Genomic DNA, 23,017 nt, shown 5'->3' with positions numbered 1-23,017 from the left:
GTTCGTTACCAGACAGGCATTTCATCCTGCAGGAACGGGTTGTGCAGCCGCTCGTAGCCCAGCGTCGACATTGGGCCATGGCCGGAGATAAAGGTCACATCATCCCCCAGCGGCAATAACTTCTCTTTAATCGAGCGAATCAGCTGACCGTGATCGCCACGCGGGAAATCACTGCGCCCTACTCCGCCTTTAAAGATCACGTCGCCGGAAATCAGCAAGCGGGACTGGTCATCAAAGAAGACAATGTGGCCTGGCGTATGGCCCGGGCAATGCAACACCTGTAAGGTCACATTGCCGACGCTGACGGTTTCACCTTCGTTCAGCCAGCGATCCGGCGTCAGCGGCAGACACTCATCCAGACCAAACATGCGGCTTTGTGCCGGCAATCCCTGCAGCCAGAACTCATCTTCTTTTTCCGGACCCACGATCGGTACACCGTAGTGTTGCGCCAGCTCGGCCGCAGCCCCCACGTGATCGAGATGACCGTGGGTGAGTAAAATCTGCATTAAGGTCACGCCAGCGGCGGCGACTTCCTGTTTGATCTTCTCTGCATCACCACCCGGGTCGACCAGGGCGGCCAGTTTGGTTTGTTCGCACCAGATAATCGAACAGTTCTGGGAGAACGCGGTGACCGGAATAATACGATAGTTCATACTGCTCCTGATTTCGTTATTACCAGTGCCGCAGTGGCCCGGTATCAATATGCACAAAGTTGCTACGTGGGTAATATCCTACACCACCTGCGCGCATAGATAACGCAGCTTTGCGAACATTGGCTAACGAAACGCCTTCAATATGAAAATCCATCGCTTGCCCTTTGGTGTGATAACTTTTTTTAGCAACTCCACGGCTGCGGGCGCGTAATTCGTTATTGGTATCAAGGGAGCGGTAACCAGAGATAAGCTGGACCGGTTTACGGGTTCCCAGCAGGCCCTGCAGGCGGTAAAGCTGATCGAATAATCCTGGATCGATGGCTTTAATCTTATTTGCGCGGAAATCACGGAAAAAATGATTAAGCTTTGCTAATTCATCCTGAATATAGCCCCGGCCATCAAAAAACTCGGCTTTTATTGACTCACCTGTATGCAGGTTATTAAGCGTCAAAATGCGTGGTCGTGGGGTAGAGAGCGTGGCAAATGATGGCGTCGGTAAGATGGCAGCGCCCAGCGCAATGCCCCCTAACGCCAGCAACTTACGGCGATTAGCGTCGAATTTATCCATGGTAATCAGGTCTACAGGTCAGTGTTATCGTATAAATGCAATACAGCGCACGAAGGGCACATTACCGGGCAAACCTGTCAGCGTCAAGGCAGCAAAACCAGGAAATACGGGGCTTGCAGCCGCAAGCCCCGTTTCTTTTTCTTCCTCAGGCTACCAGAATTTTCCGAACTTCTTCATTTACCTGATCAATTGCTCTGCCTTGGGCAGAATCTGAGTGTTCGATCGGGCAATCTCATCATAATTGTAAATATCTGTACGATACTGGGTCCGGCCGTCCTTACCCACGAATGCGGTCAGATAGTACAGATTAACCGGAATATTTTGGCGGATATTCACATAACGCGTGTCGCCCTGCTTCAGCGCGTCGGAGATTCGTGTGTCGTTCCAGCCTGCATCCTGTAACAGCATGTTAGCCAGTTCTGACGCCTTGTTTACACGCACGCAGCCGGAGCTGAGCGCACGAGCATCTTTCTGGAACAGGTTGTGGTTAGGCGTATCGTGCAGATAGATAGCGTCCGAACTCGGCATATTGAATTTATAACGCCCCAGAGAGTTATGCGCCCCGGGAGCCTGCTGGAAACGGAACGGCAGATTCGCTGGCGTAATGGTCGCCCAGTCTACCCGCCACGGATCGATAGCCTCTTTACTGTTCCAGCCCCGCAGGACGGTATAGTTGTGGCGCTCAAGATATCCCGGGTCATCCCACAGTTTCGGCAGAATGTCTTTGCGCGCCAGCGTCGGCGGCACGTTCCACGGCGGGTTGACCACCACGTTATTTAGCGCGCTGCTCATCATCGGCGTTTTGCGATCCGGACGACCGACAATCACTCTCGATGCCAGCACTTCATTGCCGTTCTGATAATAGACCAGCGAAAAGGCCGGGATATTCACCATAATGCCGGTGGAGAGCGTTCCCGGCAGCAGGCGCAGACGCTGGATATTCAGCGCCAGCACGCCGGCACGCTGGGCAGGGGTGAGATTCAGCGCGTCACGCGTTGCCGGGCCGATCACGCCATCCGCGCCCAGCCCCTGGGTGGTCTGGAAGGCTTTGACCGCCTCAACAAGGCTACGGTCATAGGAGGCCGGCTTGCTGGATACGGGCTTCGTTTTCTTCTCAACCGGCGGGGCTGACGGGCTGACAACCGCGCTTTGCGGATCGTCACCCGGCAGGGCAATTTTCGGCCCACCGTCAATCACGCCGGAGCGTTTCAGGATTTCGCGCAGGGCCGGAACGTCGCTGCTCCACTGCCCCGGACTCAGTTTGGCGGTTCCCTGCAGCTGTGGCCAGGGTTGCGTATCGGCCACCAGCTGCAGCAGCGACTGGTGCATCACCGCATACTGCGGATGCGTCGGTGCAAGTCCGGCAATAAAATTCGGTACCGTCCCGTTATCCAGCGCCAGCTGCCACTGGTTGATGACCGACAGCGGCGGCGTCGCCATCTTGTAGGGTTTGGTGCTGTAGAGCCAGCGGTTACCGTTGACCGGGATCCCCGCCACAAACTGCAGATAGCCCATCATCGCATCCGACAGGACCACGTCCCGCGCCATTCCGGTTATCGCAGGCTGGGTCAGCAGTTCCACCCAGGCGGTAAACTGCGGCTGGAAACCGGCGATAGCGACTTCAGCAAGCTGTTGCTGGAACGCCCGCACGGCATCGCGATCGTCCCACATGGGTTTCATGTCGCGTGCGGCATACAGCAGCGTAAGCTGATTGAGATAGACCGGGGAGTAACCCGCCGGCAGAGCTGATAGTAGCTGCTCGCGGCGTTGTTCCGCTGTGACATCGGCAGGCGGCAGCGGTCGGATACCGGCCATAATGGCGGTGGCTGGCGATTGTTCCAGCGGTTGTGACAGCGACGTAGGCTGCGCGCCCATGGTGGCGGAGCTGTCGACAGGAACCAGTTCGGGCTCATCGGCCCGGGCAGAAAACAGTGGAGCCACTACTACCGTCAGGCACAAACTTAGCGCCGACAGCTGACGACCATACATTTTATTCAGCAACATCCCTTGCCCCCTGTTTGCTTTACGTCGCGCCCTCATCACCGGGGCTTCATTTCATTATAGGAAGACAGACCGGCACCAGCCTTGCCTTATGTAAAGAAGTTTAAAGTTAACGCAGCCGCCAGTACAAGCTCAAGGAATAAAAAAAGGCGGCCCGGGGGCCGCCATGGTTCACTTTCAGATTCATCAGGAGGCGTCAGCCGTCCCCGGGAGAGATTCAGGCGGCTGCGGGGCAAAGCCGCGCAGGCCGACAACGTGAACGTGCTCGCTGTTCTGGTAGACCTTACGCACCAGTTTATAGGTGGTACCTTTCTCCGGACTGATGTTCTCCGGCGCCGCGATAATCAGCTGCATATCCAGACGGTCGCACAGCTCAAACAGCGTGGCGATCGAACGGGCATCCAGACGCGCCGCTTCATCGAGGAACAGCAGGCGGCATGGAGAGATATCCTTGCCGCGCAGACGCCGGGATTCATCCTCCCAGCTCTGCACCACCATCACCAGAATCGACATCCCGGTACCGATCGCTTCCCCGGTCGACAGGGCGCCGGATTCCGCACGCAGCCAGCCGTCGGAACCACGGTTAACTTCCACTTCCATCTCCAGATAGTTGCGGTAGTCCAGCAGCTCCTCACCGATGGTTTGCGGCGTGCGCTGGCCCATGTCGATCTGCGGGTTCAGACGCTGATACAGCTTCGCCAGCGCTTCGGAGAAGGTCAGGCGGTTGCTGTTGAACAGATCCTGATGCTGCTCGTGCTGCTCAGCCAGTACGTCCAGCAGCGTGGCGTGGGCTTCACGCACGTTGACGTTCAGTCGTACGCTGTTAACCTGGCCGAACGATACGCTTTGCAGGCCCTGGTTCAGCTGGCGGATACGGTTCTGCTCGCGCTGAATCGTCTTGCGGATAATATTCGCCACGCTGCGGGAGCTGATTGCCAGCTTCTGCTCGCGGGAAGTCAGCTCTTCCGTCAGACGGCCCAGCTCGATCTCCATTTGTTCGATGGCTTCGACCGGATCGTCGGTACGGATGATGTCCTGGCGGATACGCTCGCGCAGGTGCTGATAGACCGCCACAAAGAACTGAATTTTGCGCTCAGGGCGTTTCGGATCTTCCGACATGCGCAGGACATCGCGCAGGTGTTCGTTATCCGCCACCGCCAGACGCAGCGCACCGAGCGCCTTATCCGACATAGAGCGCAGCTCATCTCCGGAAAGATAGGCCAGCTCGCGGCGGTGCAGACGACGTTCAACCCCGTTGTCTTTCACCATTCGCATCACGGCACACCAGCCCGCTTTGGCGGTAACCACCTGCTCGCGCTTCTCGTGGTAGTCGCGTTCCAGCTTGCGCAGACGACGGGTGAGGTTATCCATCTCCGCTTCGCAGAAGGTCAGCGCTTTTTCCAGCTGGTTGCGGCGCGCGCGGTTGTTGCTGAGCTGGGCATGCAGTTCGTCGCGACGAATACGCGCCCGCTCCTCTGCGCCGCTATCGGCACGTACGCCGATATCCTGCAGCTCTTTGTGCAGGTCGGTCAGCAGCTCTTTCTTGGTATCAAACGAGCTTTTCAGCGACGCCAGCACCTGGCTGTACTGGCTCAGCTGCGCGGCATGGCTACGCATCGCTTCACGGGCGCGGGTACGTTCCGCTTCTGCCTGCTCCAGACGCTGACGCAGTTTCTCGTTCAGATCGCTGTTGCCGTTCAACATTTCCGCCGAGTCGGAGTAGCTGAAGTGCGCCCGACGCTGGGCCACTTCGGTCAGGGCAAAGGCCTGCTGACGGGCTTCGCGCTGAACCTGTTGCGACCAGGCATAATCTTCTTTCAGCTGTTCGAACTGCTCCGGGTCGCTCTGCAGGACGGAGAGCATCGGTTCGAGCTTCGCCAGCTGATTGCCGTACTGCTGCACGAAGCGCGCGGCTTCCTGTGCTTCGTCGAGACGCTCCTGGATCTCATCCACCCGATCGGCAAGGGTGTCATCCGCCAGCAGGTTGAGGCGCGGCAGAATACGGTTCAGGGCAGCGACGCCCTCTTTGGCCTGCTCGAACTGGACGCGGCTCTGCTGGTTGTCGTTCTCGTGGGCGGACAGCGCGCGTTCAAGCTCGGTACGACGGGTGGTGAACTTGCGGATCTCCGCTTCCGGATCGGCTTCAAATGCGACGGCCAGATGGCTACCGATAAAGCGGCTGAACGCCTGGTGCAGACGCTGGGTTTTCTGCACATCGAAAGAGAGCGTGGCAAAGCGTTCGGAGAGCGCCTCGCGCTCGGTGTGCAGACTTTCAATGCGGCTTTCACGCGCGGCACGGCCAAACAGCGGCAGCGACGGGAAGCGCGAATAACGCCACTGGCGGTCGGCGATTTTCACCACCACCGCTTTTTCCAGCTCGTCGACGCCAAAGACGCTGTCATCGAACGACTGCGGATCCCCTTCGATCAGATAGAGATCTTCCGGACAATCTTCCAGCCCTTCGAGCTGGTCAGCAATCAGGGAGAGATCCGGCACCACGATAGCGTGGCGGGACGGGCCATACAGCGCAGAGTAGTAAGGCGCATCTTCGAGGCTGACGTCGTCGTAGATTTCGGACAGCAGCACGCCGCCAAAACGCTCTGCCAGGGTGTTCAGGCGCGCGTCTTCTGCACCGCCCGGCTGGCTTAAACGCTCAATTTCTTCGTCGACCGCGCGTTTGCGCGCGCCCACTTCATCACGCTCAACAATCGCTTCGCGTTCACGCTCCAGCAGCTGCTGGAGGTACTCCGTAACGTCCTGGCTGGATTCGAACTCCTCCCCACACTGCTCGCTGAGCTGGCTAAGGCTGCTCTGGGCTGCCAGCCAGATCGGCGCGCGCAGCATCAGCGTCTGAATACGCGACTGCAGCTGCTCCAGCTCCTGGCGCAACGCCATGCGTTGTTCGCTGGCGCTGGAGACGCTGTCAGACAGCGACGCGATGCGGGCTTCCAGCTCCTGATGCAGGGACTCGAGATCGTCAATATCGACCCGTTTGCCCTGACGCTTGCAGAATTCAGCCAGCAGACGTTCCGCCTCCTGCTGTTCGCGCAGGCGTTGCTCCAGCTCGTTCAGACGCATACGCAGCGGCTGAACCTGTTCCGCCTGATGACGCTGATTGACGCCGTCACGCAGCAGCTCGCGGGCCACTTCCCACGCCTCGCCGCGCGCCAGTGGGCCGTTAATAGCCGCCACCAGCTGGTAAGCCTGCTCAAACTGGCTGTGGGCGGTTTGCGCCACGCTCATCTTCTGGTCGAGGTTGAGCAGCTTCTCGGTCGCTTCCTGCTCTTTAGCCTGGAAGGTTTCCAGCCATTGATCGGCGCTCTCCGGGGTCAGATCCGGCAGATGGCAGAGATCTTTTGCGCGCTGCAGGGCCTGCAACGCCTGGTTGTACTGAATGGCGCGGGTCTGCTGGACGTCCAGCGCCTGCTGATAGTCGGCAAGCTGGCTTTTCAGCTCATCCACTTCCAGTTCGGCGGCTTCGGCGCGGCCTTCGTTCTCTTCCTGCTTGTCGGCGGCTTCGGCCACCACTTCGTTCTGCTCTTCCAGACGAATTTGCAGTTCATCGAGATCTGCTTCGTAGCGCTCAATTTTTTCCTGCTGGCGCAGCGCGGTCTGCACCAGGTTCAGGTGATCGCTGGCGGCCTGGTAATCGGCCTCCAGATCCCCTTCCGCCCCGTTATGCTCGGACAACTCACGCGCCATCTCGACGTGCTTGTACTGCTCGGACGCCAGCTGCTGGCGCGAGGTAAACAGCTCGCGGCGATACTCAAGAGCCTGATCCAGATGGATGCGGCGCTCGTTGGCGTGGCGCATATAGTCGGCGGCCACATAGTTGGTGGCTTCGCTGATCAGATGCTTAAACAGATCGCGATCCGACTGGGTGACGCGAATCGCTTCCAGCGTCATGCGGTTTTCCCGCAGCGCCGCTTCCATGTCCTGGAAGGCTTTGCGCACGCCGCTGTTCTCCGGCAACAGGTAGTCGCGCAGGGAGCGAGTAATGGCGCTGGAGATCCCGCCGTACAACGAGGCTTCAATCAGGCGATAGTACTTACTACGATCCGACGCCGAGCGCAGACGACGCGCGACCACGCCCAGATCGAACATCAGCGAGTGGTATTCGGTAATGGAATTGAACTGCTTAAACTGCACGCCTTCGATGGCTTCCAGCTTGTCTTTCAGCTCCTGAAGCGTCAGCACGCGCGCCTGGCGCTCGTTGAGGGTTTCCGTTAACAGCGAGGTTGGCTGAACGGAGGTGGGCAGCCCCTGAATGGCGAACGGCTTGATGTCCACCTTACGGTCACGTCCAGCGACCTGTTGCAGACGCACGCCAACGACCACGCGCTGGTGACGGGAGTTGATCACGTCCAGCACGGAGTAACAGACACCCGCCTTCAGCTTACCGTGCAGACCCTTATCGCGGGAGCCACTGGTGGCACCGGCTTCGGTGGTGTTACGGAAGTGCAGCAGCGTCAGATCCGGGATCAGGGCGGTGACGAACGCCGCCATGGTGGTGGATTTCCCTGCCCCGTTACCGCCCGAGAGCGTGGTCACCAGCTCATCGAGATCAAAGGTGCGGGCAAAGAAACCGTTCCAGTTAATCAGCGTCAGTGAGCGAAATTTACCGCGTTCAATCATTACTCTTCCTCCCCGCTATCCGGCTGATTGTCTTCATGCTCATCATTGAGCTGCAGATGGTTTTCCACCGGCATCGCTTCGCCATCGCGGATCATGCGCAGCTGCGCTTCACGGGCGTCATCGCCCACGCGCACGTCGGCGCCGAAGCGGAATACCGATTCCGTGATGCGGAATTTACTGCTGTCATGCCCCATAAACCACACCATGCCCAGACGACGCAGGCGGTTCAGGGAGGAGCGCACTTTTTCCTGTAACTTCTGACGGTCCACGTCGGAACCGGTAGAGCGGTTGTTCACCAGCTTCAGCAGTTTGCCTTCGTCCGCCAGCGTCAGCAGCTCGTCATAGAGCTCCTGCTGGGTGAAGATGCCTTCATTAGCCAGACGCTCCGGGCTGAGATAGAGGTAGCAGAGAATTTTGCCGACCATCATGTCCAGCTCGGACAGCACCGAGCGCGGAATAAGCGTGGTGGAGCGCGGGCGCAGGTAGAAGAAGCCTTCCGGGGCGCGGATCAGCTCCACGTTATAGCGGGCGTAAAACTCTTCCAGGTACTCCTGAAAATCCATCAAAAAGGCGTGATTATCCAGCTCGTCGAGACCAATGTGACGACCGGCACGCAGCTGGCTGTCCAGCGCCGGAAAGATCGGATTTGCCAGCGCCTGGGCCAGCTTAACTGGCATCACGTGTTCAATATTTGTCAATGACATGCGCCTGTACCTTGGCTCCGTAATCGTTAATCGGCTGCCACTTCGGCGGCAGGCCGGTGAAATCTGCTTGCGCGACGCCCAGGCGTACCGCCTGATCGACCACGATGCGGGCAATATCGAAATGGCGCGCACGCGGGTATTGTGCGAGGTAGTCCCGCACCACCAGACCGAGATCGAGTGGTGTGTTTTTGGCTTTGAAGATCGCCAGCTGCTCCTCGATCATCGCCGCAAGCTGTTCCCGTATTTCGTTAAATTCTTCATATTCCAGGTCTGCCGGCAGTTCGCCGGTCACCTCTTCGTCACGCAGGCTCATCTCTTCGTCACGCATATCGAGCAGACGGTCGGCACTGGCGTAGGTCAGCGCCCATGGCGCATCGAAGTAGGTCTGGACCGACTGGCGCAGGCGCTGGGCAAAGACGCGGTTTTTATCCATATCAATGGCGGTACGGATAAATTTATGCACGTGGCGGTCATAGCCGATCCACAGGTCGATTGCCTGCTGGCCCCAGCTGATAATGCGGTCGAGTTTGCTTTGCAGATCGAAAACCAGACGATCGACAAAATGCAGGTTGTCATGGGCCAGCGTCGCATCCTGAATGCGCAGCAGGTTAGCCTGCAGCTTGTCCCCCGCGGCTTCGAGCGTATCCTGCAGTTCGCGCAGGGTGCCGGAGGTTTCTGACAGCAGCATTTCGCAGCTGGAAATCGCCGCCCGCCAGTCTTTGTTCAGCAGTTGGGCGATATCGTCTTTGACCAGCTGCTGCTGCTCATCCATGATGCGCTGGGTCAGATCGATGCTGTCGAAAATCTCGGCCACCGAATATTTCAGCGGCGCGTAGACGTTGCGGTGCCAGTGGAACTCGTCGCCGTTCTCGTCAGCGGCATCGGCCGCACGCTTCAGTTCGCCCGCCACAATAGAGAGCTGCATAGAGAGGCGCAGGGTCGAGAATTCGCGCTGGCGAATGTAGTAGTCGGTGATACCAATGCCCAGCGGCGTCAGGCGATAGATGGCATTCCCTTCCGCCAGCTCGCTGGTAAAGCGGTTCAGCAGACGTTGACGCACCATATCGTTAATCGCGTTATTGGCACGCACATTAATGGTTTCGCTGGTTTGCTCAAACGCATCACTGACATGGCGGAACGCATCCACCAGTTCGCCCTCGCTCATTTCTCCATCCATTCGTTCGCTGTTCAGCGTAGCCACCGCCAGCAGAAAAGAGAGTCTGTCTACCGGCAGCGAGAGGGAGAAATCGTTTTTTCGGGCCCAGGCAACCAGTTCGGGGACTGTCTGGGAAAATTCACTCATAAGTTATCCTTGCTCTGCGGCTTGTGCGCGGTGACGTGTATGTAACGGCCAAGGCTGATCCAGGGTTCCTGGCGACAGTACCGCGTCTCTAATTCTGTCAGGGCGTCAAAGCACTCATGCTGCTTTTGTTTATCACGCAGATAATCGTGAAACACCCTGATGCCGGTTTTCCCGGCGATCTGCCAGCCCATCGCTTCCAGCCAGCCATAGACCTGCTGCGGATCGCGCGGAAAGTCCGGTGAAAGCGTGCGCCGTTTCTTTTTGTACATGCCCTGCTGCACGTAGCCGAAATTGCCCACCAGCACGTTACGCATTAGCAGGCCGTTGGCGTTGTAGAACATCAGCGACAGCGCACCGCCGGGGCAGAGTATCGACCACAGCGTCTGCAACAGCGCCTGGGGATCGGCCACCCACTCCAGCACCGCATGAGACAATATCAGATCAACCGGGCTTTCCAAATGTTGAGCGATGTCCTGAGCGGCGCAATGTATAAATTGCATGTTATCGCTCACACCTTTCTGTGCCGCGGCGCTTTCGGCACGGGCGATCATCTCTGCCGACAGGTCGCACAGGATGACATGGTGTCCGCGCTCGGCCATTTTTATCGCCGTCTGACCTTCACCGCCGCCAGCGTCGAGAACGCGCAACTTTTTTGAGCCAAAGCGGGCGAGGAGGATGTCCAGATCCTGCCAGAGGATCGTTTGACGCAGCTGGCCCTTGGTCGTGCCATAAATATTGCGGGCAAACTTTTCCGCGATGTCATCAAAATTGCGATCCCGCATTGGGAGAGCTCCACCCGCTAACAACAAAACCGCTATTTTGTCACAGCCGGGCGGAGAATGAACCTCTCTGGTGTAATATCGCTGACAATCCTCAGCTGTATGGTCAAAAAAGGAGCCAGAAAGGATGCTTTTTACCCTAAAAAAATATATTGGCGGCATGATGCTTCCCCTCCCTCTTCTTCTGCTGTGTATCGCGCTGGGCCTGGGGTTGTTGTGGTTCAGCCGCTTCCAGAAAACCGGCAAAATTTTTGCGACGGCAGGCTGGCTGGTACTGCTGCTGCTGAGTCTGCAGCCGGTGGCGGACGGGCTATTACGTCCGGTAGAAAATAAGTACCCCACCTGGCAGGGAAAACAGAAGGTTGCGTACATCGTGGTACTCGGCGGGGGTTACACCTGGGATCCTGACTGGGCACCCAGTTCGAATCTCATCAACAACAGCCTGCCGCGACTCAATGAAGGGATGCGTCTGTGGCTGGCCAATCCCGGTTCGAAGATGATCTTCACCGGCGCGGCGGCGCAAAGCAATCCGGTGAGCACGGCAGAAGCAGGTGCACGCGTGGCCCAGTCGCTGGGGGTGCCGCGCGAGGCCATTATCACCCTCGATAGCCCAAAAGATACCGAAGAGGAAGCCGCAGCGGTGAAGCAGGCGATCGGCGATGCCCCGTTCCTGCTGGTGACCTCCGCCTCACATCTGCCGCGGGCGATGATCTTCTTTGAACGCGAGGGTCTGCACCCGCTGCCTGCCCCGGCCAACCAGCTGGCGATTAGCGCTCCGCTCAACCCCTGGGAACGGATTATTCCGTCCCCGGTCTGGCTGATGCACAGCGATCGTGTTGGCTACGAGACGCTGGGGCGCGTCTGGCAATGGCTGAAAGGCCTGTCAGGCGAGCCACGGGAGGAGTGATTTCGACGCCAGATCGACGTTAGCGCGGTTAAAGCGCCCGGTATTCACCAGCTGCGCCACTTCGTCCCACAACATATACAGCCAGCGCCGCCAGAGGAAGGACTCTGAGACCGGCGCCCGCTGCAGATAGTACCAGAGGAGATCCTCAGCGAGCCCGCTCTCGCTGAGCCGAAACAGTTCGTACTCCCGCGGGGCCCATAGCATCACCCCTGGCCCAACCATTGCCAGCAGCTGATCGCTGCGCGGATCCTTGAGCATACTGCGCAGGGTAAAGTTGCCGTGGATGAGCACGCTGTTGTCGTTGAAGCCTTCAAACAGGGCGGGCAGACATTCACGGGTCCGAAACAGGATCCGTTTGTCCTGCATGGTCAGGCCGGTGTTGTGATACTGATTCAGCGTTCCCCACAGGACCTCGACCCGCTGGCGATACCAGAGCGGCCAGAGGTTCTCCTGAGTGCTGTCCACCGCACCGACTAATCCTCCACTATCCATCCGGTGCCAGGCCAGCAGCGCTTCAACAATCTGGTCTTTCAGCTGTTCCCAGCGTTCCGGCGTGCGGGCCGGTGCTTCAACCGGGACACCGCGCAGGCGCTCAAGCAGCAGGACGTCAGGGCCCGGATGCTCTTCGTGGGTCATTACGCCATATACGGTCGGCATTCTGACCGTACCGCTGCGTGCCAGCATGGAGATTTTCCACGCCAGCTGTCGGGCAACATCCGGTGAAGAGAAGCTTCGCGCCAGTAACGGCATGGGGTTTCCATGGCTGTCATATAACGACCACAGGGTGGTATCCGCCTTTTCATGCACGCATTCCAGGCGGCTCAGTTTTTCACCCAGCAGATGGCTGAGCTCAACACGCAGCTGTTCCATTTGATATTACCCCCATTAAGACTACTGCTTTTATAATGAGCGCGTGGCGGGCGGATGTCACTCTTGTGAGGCGATTCTGATGAAGAAATTCGGAAGAAAAGCATCCCCCCGGATGAGGGGATGACGGGGATTAACGAAGCTCGGCGCGAACGCGGGCGAGATCCTCTGGCGTATCAACGCCTGTACCAGGGACTTCCTGCGCGACGGCAACATGGATCTTCTCGCCGTACCACAGCACGCGCAGCTGCTCGAGCATCTCGATGTTCTCCAGCGGGCTCGGCTGCCAGGTTACGTAACGGCGAATAAAGCCGGCGCGATAGCCATAAATACCCAGATGACGCAGGATACTGTCGCCAATCTCATCGCGGGAGGCTGCAAAGCGATCGCGATCCCACGGGATAGTCGCGCGGGAGAAATAGAGCGCGTAGCCTTCGCCGTCCAGCACCACTTTCACGGCGTTGGGGTTGAACGCCTCTTCGGCACTGTGCACCGGCACGGCCAGCGTCGCCATGCCCACCTGACGCTGGGCGAGGTTCTCTGCCACCTGGCGAATAATGACCGCCGGGATCATCGGCTCATCGCCCTGCACGTTGACAATCACCGTGTCGTCGCTGAAACCGCATTTCTCAACCACTTCCGCCAGACGCTCGGTACCGGACTGGTGATCGGCGCGGGTCATGCACACTTCGCCACCCGCCGCTTCAACCGCACGCGCCACGTCGTCGTGATCGGTGGCGACAATAATCCGTTCAGCGCCGGACTCGCGCGCACGCTCCAGCACATGGACAATCATCGGCTTACCGTTGATGTCGACCAGCGGTTTACCCGGCAGACGCGTGGAGGCGAAGCGCGCCGGAATAATGACAACAAAACTCATGGTTTGCTCTCTTCTGCCGCCAGCGAACGGGCTTCGGTTTCCAGCAGGACGGGAATGCCGTCGCGCAGGGGGAAGGCAAGGCTGTCCAGTTTGCAGATTAACTCCTGCTTATCCTGGCTGTAGTAGAGTTTGCCGTTGCACACCGGGCAGGCAATAATTTCCAGTAAACGGTGATCCATAGTTCCTCCGTATCAATGATCGGTAAAGCTTACCATATTCCTTTTTCAGACCGCGTCTATTTCCCAGCCACTTCGACAGGCGGCAAAAAGTCCGTCGGGAAGATGGCCCAGCGCGATCCGTGTTGCCCCTTGCCAGCCCGCAAAATCGCTGATGGCGGCGGTGATCCCCTTCTCCAGTGCGGCGCTGACCCGGACGCCCTCTTCCAGATAAAGGGCGATAATTTGCAGCTCACCGGTTTTGCGGTGCATTTTGGCATCCATCCGCCCGACCAGCTGTCCTTTGTGCAGCAGCGGCAGGACGAAATAGCCGTACTGGCGTTTCGGGGCTGGGGTATAACACTCCAGCCGGTAGCTGAAATTAAACAGCTGCTCGGCACGCTTGCGATCCCAGACCACCGGATCAAACGGCGACAGGACGGCACTGTGGGTGGCGGTGAGTTTTCCCTCTTCGGCGAGAGGAAGCAGCGGCAGCAGATCGACATGCAGCCACATCTCTCCCAGAGACTCCACCTCGACGCGCACCACCTGCTGCTGCGCCTGCCAGCGTTCAAGCAGCGGAGCCAGCGCCGGCTGGCGCAGGCGATAATAATCGGCTAACCACCGGGGGCGAAAAATGCCTAAGCTACGGGCGCTGTTTTCCAGCATCACGGCTTCGGCCGCCGCCTGGGTCAGCATATCCCGGCTGTCATCCCACTCCGGCATCACCCGATGGGTGAGATCGTAAACGCGCTGGAAATTACGCCTTTCGACCACCATCACTTTCCCGGCGGTAAACAGCCCCTCAAGATGGCGTTTGTGCGGCTTCCACTCCCACCATCCGCTGGCCCCTTTACGGGGGTGTTCAAAATCGGCGGAACGTACCGGACCCTTTTCATGGATATGGGCGATCAGCTGGTCAATCTCCTCCGCGTGCTCCTGCATCCAGGCCTGACGGTATTTCCAGCCCATGTTGTCGGGGGAGAGCATCCGGTGACGCACCAGGGCAAAATCGCTGCGCGGCAGGAAGCACGCCTCGTGCGCCCAGTACTCCATCAGCTCGCCCTGACGCAGGGCATTATCCAGCCATTCGGGCTGATAGTGACCGAGACGGCTGAACAGGACCAGATACGGGCTGCGGGCGACGATATTGATGGTGTCGATCTGCAGCAGCGACATGCGCTGGATGGTGGTAAGAATATCGGCGGGCTGCGCGCGGCGGCGGGGCTTTTTCAAAAGCCCCTGCGCGGCAAGATGAAGATGACGTGCGGCTGAAAGCGTGAGTTGCGGTAAAGCCATGCCATGTCCTGTCAGTTAGTGCGCGGGTGAAACCCCGTTACCCCCTCCTGCGAGGGCAATCAGTTCCTGTAGCAGTCGTTCAGGCTGTTCGCCCTGCAGCTCAGCATCAACCGGTAAATACCACCAGTTGTCGCGGGCAAACGACCGGCATTTCACCGCATCTTTTTCGGTCATGATCAGCGTCTGGCCGGGTGCGGTAAAACCTGCAACCTGCGACAGGCTCAGCGCCTGATGATCGGCCAGCGGCACCCTGTTGAGAAGCCGGGCACCGCAGGCTTCGAGAGTAGAGAAAAAGCGCGGGGGATGACCAATACCGGCCATTGCCACCAGACCAGGGAGTTCAGCGACATCACGCCGCTCGCCGGTCAGCAGATTCACGGCCAGGCCAGGGCGCAGCTGCATCGGGATCTCTCCCGCCTGCGCCGTACCGCCGTTGACGATGACCGCATCCACGGAACGTAAGCGAGACGCGCGCTCGCGCATCGGCCCGGCGGGTAACCACCAGCCGTTACCAAAGCGGCGCACGCCGTCAATCACCACAATCTCTTTGTCCCGGGCCAGGGCGTAGTGCTGCAGCCCGTCGTCGGTGATAACAATCTGCACATCCGTCTGGTTCAGCAGAGCCTGAACCGCCTCGCTACGCACCGGCGAGACCGCCACCGGCGCACCGGTGCGCTGAAAGATCAGCACCGGCTCATCCCCCGCTTCTGCGGTGGTGGTTTGCGGGGTCAACAGCAGTGGATAGCGCTCCGCCTTACCGCCGTATCCCCGGGAGACGACCCCCACGCGGATACCGCGTCTGGTCAGCTGTTCCACCAGCCAGATCACCACCGGCGTTTTGCCGTTGCCGCCGGCGGTGAGGTTACCCACCACCACCACCGGTACCGGGGCACGCCAGGCCCGTTTGAGCCCCACTTTATAGCTGAGACGAATCAAGCCGCTGACCAGGCCATACAGCCAGGAGAGCGGCAACAGCAGCAGCCAGAGCGGAGACTCACCGGACCAGATGCGGGCAATCATGCGCCAAACTGCATCTTATGAAGTTGCGCATACACGCCCTGATGCGCCAGCAGATCGGTATGGCTGCCGCGCTCGACGATGTAGCCATCTTCCACCACCACGATTTCGTCGGCTTTTTCGATGGTCGACAGGCGGTGTGCGATTACCAGCGAAGTACGGTTCTTCTGCAGCTCATCCAGCGCAGACTGGATGGCGCGTTCGGATTCCGTATCCAGCGCCGAGGTGGCTTCATCGAGGATCAGGATCGGGCTGTCACGCAGCAGCGCACGGGCAATGGCGATACGCTGGCGCTGACCGCCGGAGAGCAGCACGCCATTTTCACCGATAATAGTATCCAGGCCGTTATCCATCTTATTGATGAAGTCCATGGCGTAGGCCATTCGCGCCGCCGCTTCAATCTGCTCACGGCTGTACTCTTCGTTACGGGCATACGCAATGTTATTGGCGACGGTGTCGTTGAACAAATGCACATTCTGCGAAACCAGAGCGACCTGATTACGCAGCGACCTCAGGGTGTACTCCCGCAGATCGTGGCCATCAATCAGGATCTCACCCTCATCAATATCGTAGAAGCGGGTGATCAGGCTGGCGATGGTCGATTTACCCGAGCCAGAGCGACCCACCAGCGCCACGGTCTTCCCTGCCGGGATCTTCAGATTGATGTTACGCAAGGCAGGCGCATCACGACCCGGATAGGTAAAGGTCACGTTGCGGAATTCAACATCGCCGGTTGAACGCTCGATCACGCGTTTGCCTTCGTCTTTTTCCTGTTCGGAATCGAGGATCGCAAACAGCGTCTGACAGGCGGCCATCCCGCGCTGGAACTGGGCGTTAACGTTGGTTAACGACTTCAGCGGGCGCATCAGGGCGATCATCGACGAGAAGACGACGGTAATGGTACCGGCGGTTAAGGTTTCCATCACGCTCGGGAAGCTGGCGGCATACAGTACAAAGGCCAGTGCCAGAGAGGCGATAAGCTGAATAATCGGATCGGAGATGGAAGAGGCGGAAACCATCTTCATCCCCTGCAGGCGCATCTTATTGCTGACCTTATCGAAGCGTTTGGTTTCCACTTCCTGACCACCAAAAATGAGCACCTCTTTGTGCCCTTTCAGCATCTGCTCCGCGCTGGTAGTTACCTGCCCCATCGTGTTCTGCATGTTCTTACTGATGCTGCGGAAACGTTTGGAGACAACGCGGATCGCTATCGACACAATCGGCGCCAGTACGATAAGGATCAGCGACAGCTGCCAGCTGTACCAGAACATCAGGACGAACAGGCCAATGATTGAGGCCCCTTCACGCACGACGGTGATCAGCGCGCTGGAGGAGGAGGAGGCAACCTGCTCGGAGTCGTAGGTAATACGCGACAGCAAGGTACCGGTGGACTGCTTGTCGAAAAACGCTACCGGCATGCCCATCATGTGGCTGAACAGGCGACGGCGCATGGTCATGACGACTTTGCCCGATACCCAGGAGAGGCAGTAGCTGGAGATATAGCTGGTGATGCCGCGTAAAATCATCAGGCCGATAACCACCAGTGGCATCCAGAGCAACACTGAGCGGTCCGTTTTACCAAAACCGTCGTCCAGTAACGGTTTGAGGAGCGATAACATGAAGGTATCGCTGGCTGCGTTGAGGATTAACGCTACGCCCGCCACGATAAGGCCCGTTCTGAAGGGTGCAATCACCGGCCAGAGTCGGCGGAAGGTCTGCCACGTGGAGAGATCTTTGTCGTTATGCATTCAAAAAACCAGCATTTGTTGAAATAGCCGCATATTCTACCCGTTATCTCCGGGCGCGCCAAACCACTGATGATACCAACGGGGTAAAATTTGATCCCGTAAGCGTTGGATTTGCCAGCCATGTTGCGAAAAGGAAACCGTGATTTGCCCGGATCGGGGGGTTGTTAGCCAGAGATACCCCTCCTTTCTGTAACGGCGAGCCACCTTGTTCGAGGGCAGTCGCCACGCGTTGTAGCGGGATGCCGACACCAGAGCGATACGCCCACCTACGCGCTGCACCAGAGGAAGTGACGACGAGGTATTACTGCCGTGGTGCGGCACCTGGATAAGTGTAGACGCAAGATATTGCCAGTGACGACTGAGCATCGCTTTTTCTCCCTGCGCCTCAATATCCCCGGTTAACAACAGGCTATGGGTACCATCCTCAATTTTGACCACGCAGGAACCGTTGTTGCCGCGCTGCGGAGCGGTGGCAAGGGGCCAGTGCGCACTGAAGGTCAGCCCCTGCCATTGCCAGCGTTCGCCGCGAAAACAGGGATCATGTCCGTCCCGGCGCAGCGGGCTGCGTATCCACATGTTCGGCCACGCCTCGCGTAGCGATGCCAGCCCACCGATATGGTCCAGGTGTTCATGGCTGATAATCACCCCCTCCGGACGCAAGTGATGCCAGCGTAGCCAGGGGATAATCAGCCGTTGCCCGCTGTCCCCGCCCTGCCACGCCGGACCGGTGTCATATAAAATCGCTTTCCCCTGTCGCTCAATAACCACTGCCAGCCCCTGCCCGACATCCAGCATATGCACCGCCCAGCCTTCCGTTTTGTTCCCCCGCCATAACGGACTGGCCGCCAGCACCAGGGCCGAGACACAGACAACCGGACAGGCTTTTGTGCCGCGCATCCGCCAGGCGATAATGGCTCCCCAGGGTAGCAGGGTCAGCCACAGCCAGCGTTTATCGACCGGGATCCAGCCGTCGGGCAGCGTAGTTAAGAAATCAAACAACAGGGACAGTGAGCCATCTGCCAGCGTCCAGACCTTATGTTCCGCGAGGGGCCATATCCCGAGATGCAACCACATCCCCAGCAAAATGAGCGGTACAGAGATAAAGGTCACCAGCGGTACCGCGACCAGGTTCGCCACCAGCGATGACAGGCTAAACCCGTGAAAGACCAGCACCTGCACCGGCAGCAACAGTAAAAGCATGCCGAGCTGCAGGTGCAGTAGATTCACCACTGCCCTGACTACCCACGGCCCGGATAAACGGGGTCTGGGCATCCACTGATACCAGAAAATCAGTCCCGCCACCGCAAAGGCCGACAGCATAAGGCTATGGGATAATACCGCCAGCGGATCGACCAGCAGAATGGCGGCAATACAGATCCGCCATACCTGCCAGGGCGACCAGAGACGGCCGCTCAGCTGCAGCGCCAGATATCCCCCCAGCGAGACGACGGTGCGCAGCGCGGGGGGCTGCATCCCGGTGAGCCAGGCATAAAAAGCGGCAAAACAGAATCCTGCCACCAGGGGGGCTCGCCAGCCCACCCAGCGGACCGGAATAAAATACTGCCCACCCCGCACCAGCAGCCAGATGACCGACGCCGCCAGCGCAATGTGCAATCCCGAGATCGCCATCAGATGCGACGTGCCCGTTTCCCGCATCAGATTTTTAATGTCAGGCGTCACCGACAGACGCTCCCCCATGCCCAGCCCCAACAGGACCGGGCCCCAGGTATAAGACGAGAGCCTGGCTGTCAGGGTGGCAAGATATCGGGCGCGTAAGATGCAGCGGGCATCGACCACGTCTGCGTGGGTAAAACGCCCGGTCAGCGGCTGATGCTGCGTCAGGGCATAGCGCTGGGCATCGAATCCTCCTTCGTTGAGCTGCCCATGAACGGGCCTTAAGGACAGGGTCATCTTCCAGCGTTGTCCCGCACAGCCGGGTTGCGGCAGCGCGTTGCCATACAGCGTAACGCCCACCGCGGGCAGCATCGTTCTGCCATTAAGCCGGACAATGCGGGCCTGGTACATCGTGTCGCCCCCGGTCGCCAGGATCTCCAGCTCAGCCTTCTGCGGCCCGCTGGTCAGATGCTGCATCGGCCAGACTTCGCCCAGCGCGGCAAGCCCGCCCCAGGCAAAAAAGAGCAGCCAGAAGCCCAGATAGCGCGCAATCTGATGACGAATTAAAGCCAGCGGGACCCCGACGACGATTATGGCCTGAAGTACCGTCAACTCCGGCAGCGCGGGCAACCACAGCAGCGGTAAGATGGCCAGGATCAGACATGTCGCGAGCGTTGACAAACACATTCACACCTCCCTGTATCAGGGCAGTGTGCGGCGGGTCGCGTGGCTTGTCAGGCAGAAAAATGTGAGGTTGCGGCGCAGACTGGCGGGAAACGATCGGTTTGCAGCAACCGACCGCAAAACTTGCAGCGTCGATTCAGGATCGGCAAAACAGAAACAAAAAAAGCACCCGCAGGTGCTTTCTTGAGGTTACTCAGTTTCGCCCGCAGGCCAAACTCAGTCGCCGTAAATATTGGCGCGATCGCGCAGTTCTTTACCCGGCTTAAAGTGTGGAACGTATTTACCTTCCAGCTCTACTTTGTCGCCAGTCTTCGGGTTACGCCCGGTGCGTGGAGCACGATAGTGCAGAGAAAAACTACCGAAACCGCGGATTTCAATGCGCTCGCCCTGTGCAAGAGTGGTCGCCATATGCTCCAGCATCTCTTTTACGGCATCTTCCACTGCTTTAGCAGGTATGTGCGATTGCTGGCTGGCAAGTCTTTCAATCAATTCTGACTTGGTCATGATTCCTCCGGTTCCTTCAAACCCATTAGCTAAACAGCTTAAACAAGGGCGGCCGTAGCCGCCCTTTGTTATTGATTACAGGACGAATCCTGCAATCTGTCAAGTTACTCTACGAGTAACTTATTCGCCTTTAGCTGCTTTGAAAGCTTCAGCCATTGCGTTGTTAGAGAAGTTTGCATCTTCCTGTTTGTTAACAGTTGCGATTGCATCTTTCTCATCAGCTTCGTCTTTAGCACGAACAGACAGGCTGATTGCACGGTTTTTGCGGTCAACGCCGGTGAATTTAGCTTCAACGTCGTCGCCTACGCTCAGAACCAGAGTTGCATCTTCAACGCGGTCACGTGAAGCTTCAGAAGCGCGCAGGTAACCTTCAACGCCGTCAGCCAGTTCTACGGTTGCGCCTTTCGCGTCAACTGCAGTCACTTTACCGTTTACGATTGCGCCTTTCTTGTTCAGTGCAACCCAGTTGTTGAACGGATCTTCTGCGAGCTGTTTAACGCCCAGGGAGATACGCTCACGCTCTGCGTCAACCTGCAGAACAACTGCTGCGATTTCGTCGCCTTTTTTGTATTCACGTACTGCTTCTTCGCCTGCAACGTTCCAGGAGATGTCAGACAGGTGAACCAGGCCGTCGATGCCGCCGTCCAGGCCGATGAAGATACCGAAGTCAGTGATAGACTTGATTTTACCTTCAACACGGTCGCCCTTGTTGTGGGTTTCCGCGAACTGCTGCCATGGGTTGTTTTTGCACTGCTTCAGGCCCAGGGAGATACGACGACGTTCTTCGTCGATATCCAGAACCATAACTTCCACTACATCACCAACGTTAACAACTTTGGATGGGTGGATGTTTTTGTTGGTCCAGTCCATTTCGGAAACGTGAACCAGGCCCTCAACGCCTTCTTCGATTTCAACGAAGCAGCCGTAGTCGGTCAGGTTGGTAACGCGACCAGTCAGTTTAGTACCTTCTGGGTAACGTTTAGCGATAGCAACCCATGGATCTTCGCCCAGCTGTTTCAGGCCGAGGGATACACGAGTACGCTCGCGGTCGAACTTCAGCACTTTAACAGTGATTTCGTCGCCCACGTTCACGATTTCGCTTGGGTGCTTAACGCGTTTCCACGCCATGTCGGTGATGTGCAGCAGGCCATCAACGCCGCCCAGGTCAACGAATGCGCCGTAGTCAGTGAGGTTCTTAACGATACCTTTGACTTCCATGCCTTCCTGCAGGTTTTCCAGCAGCTGATCGCGTTCTGCGCTGTTTTCGGATTCGATAACGGCACGACGGGAAACAACAACGTTGTTACGCTTCTGGTCCAGCTTGATTACTTTGAACTCAAGCTCTTTGCCTTCCAGGTGCAGGGTGTCACGAACTGGACGAACGTCTACCAGTGAACCTGGCAGGAACGCACGAATACCATTCAGCTCAACAGTGAAGCCGCCTTTAACTTTGCCGTTGATAACACCGACCACAGTTTCAGCTTCTTCGTAAGCTTTTTCCAGCGTGATCCAAGCTTCGTGACGTTTAGCTTTTTCACGGGACAGCAGGGTTTCACCGAAGCCGTCTTCCACTGCATCCAGAGCAACGTCAACTTCGTCACCAACCTGGATTTCCAGCTCGCCCTGGGCGTTTTTGAACTGCTCTGCCGGAATGGCAGACTCAGATTTCAGACCGGCGTCAACCAGTACGATATCTTTGTCGATAGCAACAACAACACCACGAACGATGGAACCCGGACGGGTTTCGATTTCTTTTAAGGATTCTTCAAACAGTTGAGCAAAAGATTCAGTCATGTTTAATCTTCAGGTTAATATTAACGTCCACCTGGCTCCGTGCCGGATGGGGTTGTTTCACATACCCGCCGTCAATCCATTGCAGCGGGGGTACTGCTAAATCGGTCGCGATTACGCGATTGCCAGTTTTTGGCGCGCATATTGTAGCGCTTTTTCAATCACTTGCTCAATAGTTAAACTGGTAGAATCCAGAACTAATGCATCATCTGCAGGAACAAGTGGTGCAACGGCGCGATTGCGGTCGCGATCGTCGCGCTCTTTTATCTCAGACAAAAGACGTTCAAAGTTAACACTAAAGCCCTTTTCCTGCAACTGCAGCATGCGGCGCTGCGCACGCTCTTCCGAGGAAGCGTCGAGGAAAATTTTGACCGGCGCATCAGGGAAAACCACGGTTCCCATGTCGCGTCCGTCGGCGATCAGGCCGGGAGCATCACGGAAGGCGCGCTGACGGCGTAAAAGCGCCTCGCGAACGCGCGGGAATGCAGCGACCTGAGAGGCGGCATTCGCTACGTCCTGGGTGCGGATCTCACCGCTCACGTCTTCCCCTTCCAGAATCACTTCCAGATTGCCGTTGGTGGAGACAAAACGCACGTCCAGATGGGCGGCCAGCGGCACCAGCGCCTCTTCAGAGGCCACATCAACATGGTGATGCAGAGCAGCCAGCGCCAGCACACGATAGATTGCGCCCGAATCTAAAAGATGCCATTGCAATGCTTCCGCCATCGCTTTGCACAGAGTACCTTTACCTGCGCCACTCGGCCCGTCAATGGTGATAACCGGGGCAATTGCCGTCATCTTTTTCTCCTTAAATTAGGCATACCGTTGTGTAAACGCCGCGCATTATACGCGTCAACGTGCACAACTGTTACCTTTGCGTGCAAATTACGGAATGATTGAAGCTGAGT

The 23,017-nt window shown here is 57.9% G+C and carries 18 protein-coding genes; 1 reads left to right on the top strand and 17 read right to left on the bottom strand.

The window, feature by feature from the left end; all coding sequences use genetic code 11:
* Window positions 1-5: 5 nt before the first annotated feature.
* The 7 genes from ES815_RS17415 to cmoM all read right to left on the bottom strand — a co-directional run bounded on the left by ES815_RS17415 (window position 6) and on the right by cmoM (window position 10,646).
* Window positions 6-653: an MBL fold metallo-hydrolase gene (locus tag ES815_RS17415; RefSeq protein ID WP_142488931.1), complete on the bottom strand. Its 648-nt coding sequence runs from the start codon at window positions 651-653 to the stop codon at window positions 6-8.
* 19 nt (window positions 654-672) lie between these two features.
* Entirely contained in the window at window positions 673-1,221 is a 549-nt protein-coding gene (locus tag ES815_RS17410; RefSeq protein WP_142488930.1) for a YcbK family protein, read from the bottom strand.
* Window positions 1,222-1,398: 177 nt separating this feature from the next.
* Window positions 1,399-3,225, bottom strand: coding sequence for a L,D-transpeptidase (ldtD, locus tag ES815_RS17405; protein ID WP_142488929.1), 1,827 nt, complete (start codon window positions 3,223-3,225; stop codon window positions 1,399-1,401).
* A 183-nt stretch (window positions 3,226-3,408) separates the two neighbouring features.
* Window positions 3,409-7,857, bottom strand: a complete 4,449-nt coding sequence (mukB, locus tag ES815_RS17400; protein WP_142488928.1) for a chromosome partition protein MukB — start codon at window positions 7,855-7,857, stop codon at window positions 3,409-3,411.
* Window positions 7,857-8,561, bottom strand: coding sequence for a chromosome partition protein MukE (mukE, locus tag ES815_RS17395; protein ID WP_142488927.1), 705 nt, complete (start codon window positions 8,559-8,561; stop codon window positions 7,857-7,859). Before mukE ends, mukB begins: the two co-directional genes overlap by 1 nt.
* The gene (gene mukF, locus ES815_RS17390) at window positions 8,542-9,864 is read right to left on the bottom strand and encodes a chromosome partition protein MukF (RefSeq protein ID WP_142488926.1); all 1,323 of its coding nucleotides are present in this window, start codon (window positions 9,862-9,864) and stop codon (window positions 8,542-8,544) included. The genes mukE and mukF overlap by 20 nt, the downstream gene beginning before the upstream one ends.
* A complete protein-coding gene (cmoM, locus tag ES815_RS17385) occupies window positions 9,861-10,646 on the bottom strand; it encodes a tRNA uridine 5-oxyacetic acid(34) methyltransferase CmoM (RefSeq protein WP_142488925.1) in 786 nt (261 codons plus the stop codon). Before cmoM ends, mukF begins: the two co-directional genes overlap by 4 nt.
* 124 nt (window positions 10,647-10,770) lie before the next feature.
* On the opposite strand from cmoM, the gene elyC reads away from it, so the two are divergent.
* Entirely contained in the window at window positions 10,771-11,550 is a 780-nt protein-coding gene (gene elyC, locus ES815_RS17380) for an envelope biogenesis factor ElyC (RefSeq protein WP_142488924.1), read from the top strand.
* Here elyC and ES815_RS17375 read toward each other — a convergent pair.
* From ES815_RS17375 to cmk, 10 genes are all read right to left on the bottom strand, one after another.
* On the bottom strand, window positions 11,527-12,420 hold the full coding sequence (locus tag ES815_RS17375; RefSeq protein WP_142488923.1) for a YcbJ family phosphotransferase: 894 nt from the start codon (window positions 12,418-12,420) through the stop codon (window positions 11,527-11,529). The genes elyC and ES815_RS17375 overlap by 24 nt on opposite strands.
* A gap of 130 nt (window positions 12,421-12,550) precedes the next feature.
* Window positions 12,551-13,297 (bottom strand): 3-deoxy-manno-octulosonate cytidylyltransferase, encoded by a 747-nt coding sequence (gene kdsB / locus ES815_RS17370; RefSeq protein WP_142488922.1) that lies wholly within the window; start codon window positions 13,295-13,297, stop codon window positions 12,551-12,553.
* Complete coding sequence (gene ycaR / locus ES815_RS17365; RefSeq protein WP_039029479.1) at window positions 13,294-13,476, bottom strand: protein YcaR; 183 nt, start codon at window positions 13,474-13,476, stop codon at window positions 13,294-13,296. Before ycaR ends, kdsB begins: the two co-directional genes overlap by 4 nt.
* 45 nt (window positions 13,477-13,521) lie before the next feature.
* Window positions 13,522-14,751, bottom strand: a complete 1,230-nt coding sequence (locus tag ES815_RS17360) for a winged helix-turn-helix domain-containing protein (protein WP_142488921.1) — start codon at window positions 14,749-14,751, stop codon at window positions 13,522-13,524.
* A gap of 15 nt (window positions 14,752-14,766) precedes the next feature.
* A complete protein-coding gene (lpxK, locus tag ES815_RS17355) occupies window positions 14,767-15,771 on the bottom strand; it encodes a tetraacyldisaccharide 4'-kinase (RefSeq protein WP_142488920.1) in 1,005 nt (334 codons plus the stop codon).
* Complete coding sequence (gene msbA / locus ES815_RS17350; RefSeq protein WP_032617360.1) at window positions 15,768-17,516, bottom strand: lipid A ABC transporter ATP-binding protein/permease MsbA; 1,749 nt, start codon at window positions 17,514-17,516, stop codon at window positions 15,768-15,770. Before msbA ends, lpxK begins: the two co-directional genes overlap by 4 nt.
* Window positions 17,517-17,552: 36 nt before the next feature.
* The gene (locus ES815_RS17345) at window positions 17,553-19,817 is read right to left on the bottom strand and encodes a ComEC family protein (RefSeq protein ID WP_142488919.1); all 2,265 of its coding nucleotides are present in this window, start codon (window positions 19,815-19,817) and stop codon (window positions 17,553-17,555) included.
* 213 nt (window positions 19,818-20,030) lie between these two features.
* Entirely contained in the window at window positions 20,031-20,318 is a 288-nt protein-coding gene (gene ihfB / locus ES815_RS17340) for an integration host factor subunit beta (protein WP_032617358.1), read from the bottom strand.
* 120 nt (window positions 20,319-20,438) lie between these two features.
* Window positions 20,439-22,112 carry a 30S ribosomal protein S1 gene (gene rpsA / locus ES815_RS17335; protein ID WP_032617357.1) on the bottom strand — a complete coding sequence of 558 codons (1,674 nt, stop codon included), beginning with the start codon at window positions 22,110-22,112 and terminating at the stop codon, window positions 20,439-20,441.
* Window positions 22,113-22,223: 111 nt separating this feature from the next.
* Window positions 22,224-22,907, bottom strand: a complete 684-nt coding sequence (gene cmk / locus ES815_RS17330) for a (d)CMP kinase (RefSeq protein WP_032617356.1) — start codon at window positions 22,905-22,907, stop codon at window positions 22,224-22,226.
* Window positions 22,908-23,017 lie beyond the last annotated feature (110 nt).

Source organism: Leclercia adecarboxylata (assembly GCF_006874705.1).
Lineage (GTDB): Bacteria > Pseudomonadota > Gammaproteobacteria > Enterobacterales > Enterobacteriaceae > Enterobacter > Enterobacter adecarboxylatus_C.
This window is presented reverse-complemented; position numbering and strand designations above follow the sequence as displayed.

Bases quoted from the DNA above. Each gene is read 5' to 3' on its own strand.
- ES815_RS17415 (WP_142488931.1), bottom strand. From the start codon at position 653: ATGAACTATCGTATTATTCCGGTCACCGCGTTCTCCCAGAACTGTTCG.
- ES815_RS17410 (WP_142488930.1), bottom strand. From the start codon at position 1,221: ATGGATAAATTCGACGCTAATCGCCGTAAGTTGCTGGCGTTAGGGGGC.
- ldtD (WP_142488929.1), bottom strand. From the start codon at position 3,225: ATGTTGCTGAATAAAATGTATGGTCGTCAGCTGTCGGCGCTAAGTTTG.
- mukB (WP_142488928.1), bottom strand. From the start codon at position 7,857: ATGATTGAACGCGGTAAATTTCGCTCACTGACGCTGATTAACTGGAAC.
- mukE (WP_142488927.1), bottom strand. From the start codon at position 8,561: ATGTCATTGACAAATATTGAACACGTGATGCCAGTTAAGCTGGCCCAG.
- mukF (WP_142488926.1), bottom strand. From the start codon at position 9,864: ATGAGTGAATTTTCCCAGACAGTCCCCGAACTGGTTGCCTGGGCCCGA.
- cmoM (WP_142488925.1), bottom strand. From the start codon at position 10,646: ATGCGGGATCGCAATTTTGATGACATCGCGGAAAAGTTTGCCCGCAAT.
- elyC (WP_142488924.1), top strand. From the start codon at position 10,771: ATGCTTTTTACCCTAAAAAAATATATTGGCGGCATGATGCTTCCCCTC.
- ES815_RS17375 (WP_142488923.1), bottom strand. From the start codon at position 12,420: ATGGAACAGCTGCGTGTTGAGCTCAGCCATCTGCTGGGTGAAAAACTG.
- kdsB (WP_142488922.1), bottom strand. From the start codon at position 13,297: ATGAGTTTTGTTGTCATTATTCCGGCGCGCTTCGCCTCCACGCGTCTG.
- ycaR (WP_039029479.1), bottom strand. From the start codon at position 13,476: ATGGATCACCGTTTACTGGAAATTATTGCCTGCCCGGTGTGCAACGGC.
- ES815_RS17360 (WP_142488921.1), bottom strand. From the start codon at position 14,751: ATGGCTTTACCGCAACTCACGCTTTCAGCCGCACGTCATCTTCATCTT.
- lpxK (WP_142488920.1), bottom strand. From the start codon at position 15,771: ATGATTGCCCGCATCTGGTCCGGTGAGTCTCCGCTCTGGCTGCTGCTG.
- msbA (WP_032617360.1), bottom strand. From the start codon at position 17,516: ATGCATAACGACAAAGATCTCTCCACGTGGCAGACCTTCCGCCGACTC.
- ES815_RS17345 (WP_142488919.1), bottom strand. From the start codon at position 19,817: ATGTGTTTGTCAACGCTCGCGACATGTCTGATCCTGGCCATCTTACCG.
- ihfB (WP_032617358.1), bottom strand. From the start codon at position 20,318: ATGACCAAGTCAGAATTGATTGAAAGACTTGCCAGCCAGCAATCGCAC.
- rpsA (WP_032617357.1), bottom strand. From the start codon at position 22,112: ATGACTGAATCTTTTGCTCAACTGTTTGAAGAATCCTTAAAAGAAATC.
- cmk (WP_032617356.1), bottom strand. From the start codon at position 22,907: ATGACGGCAATTGCCCCGGTTATCACCATTGACGGGCCGAGTGGCGCA.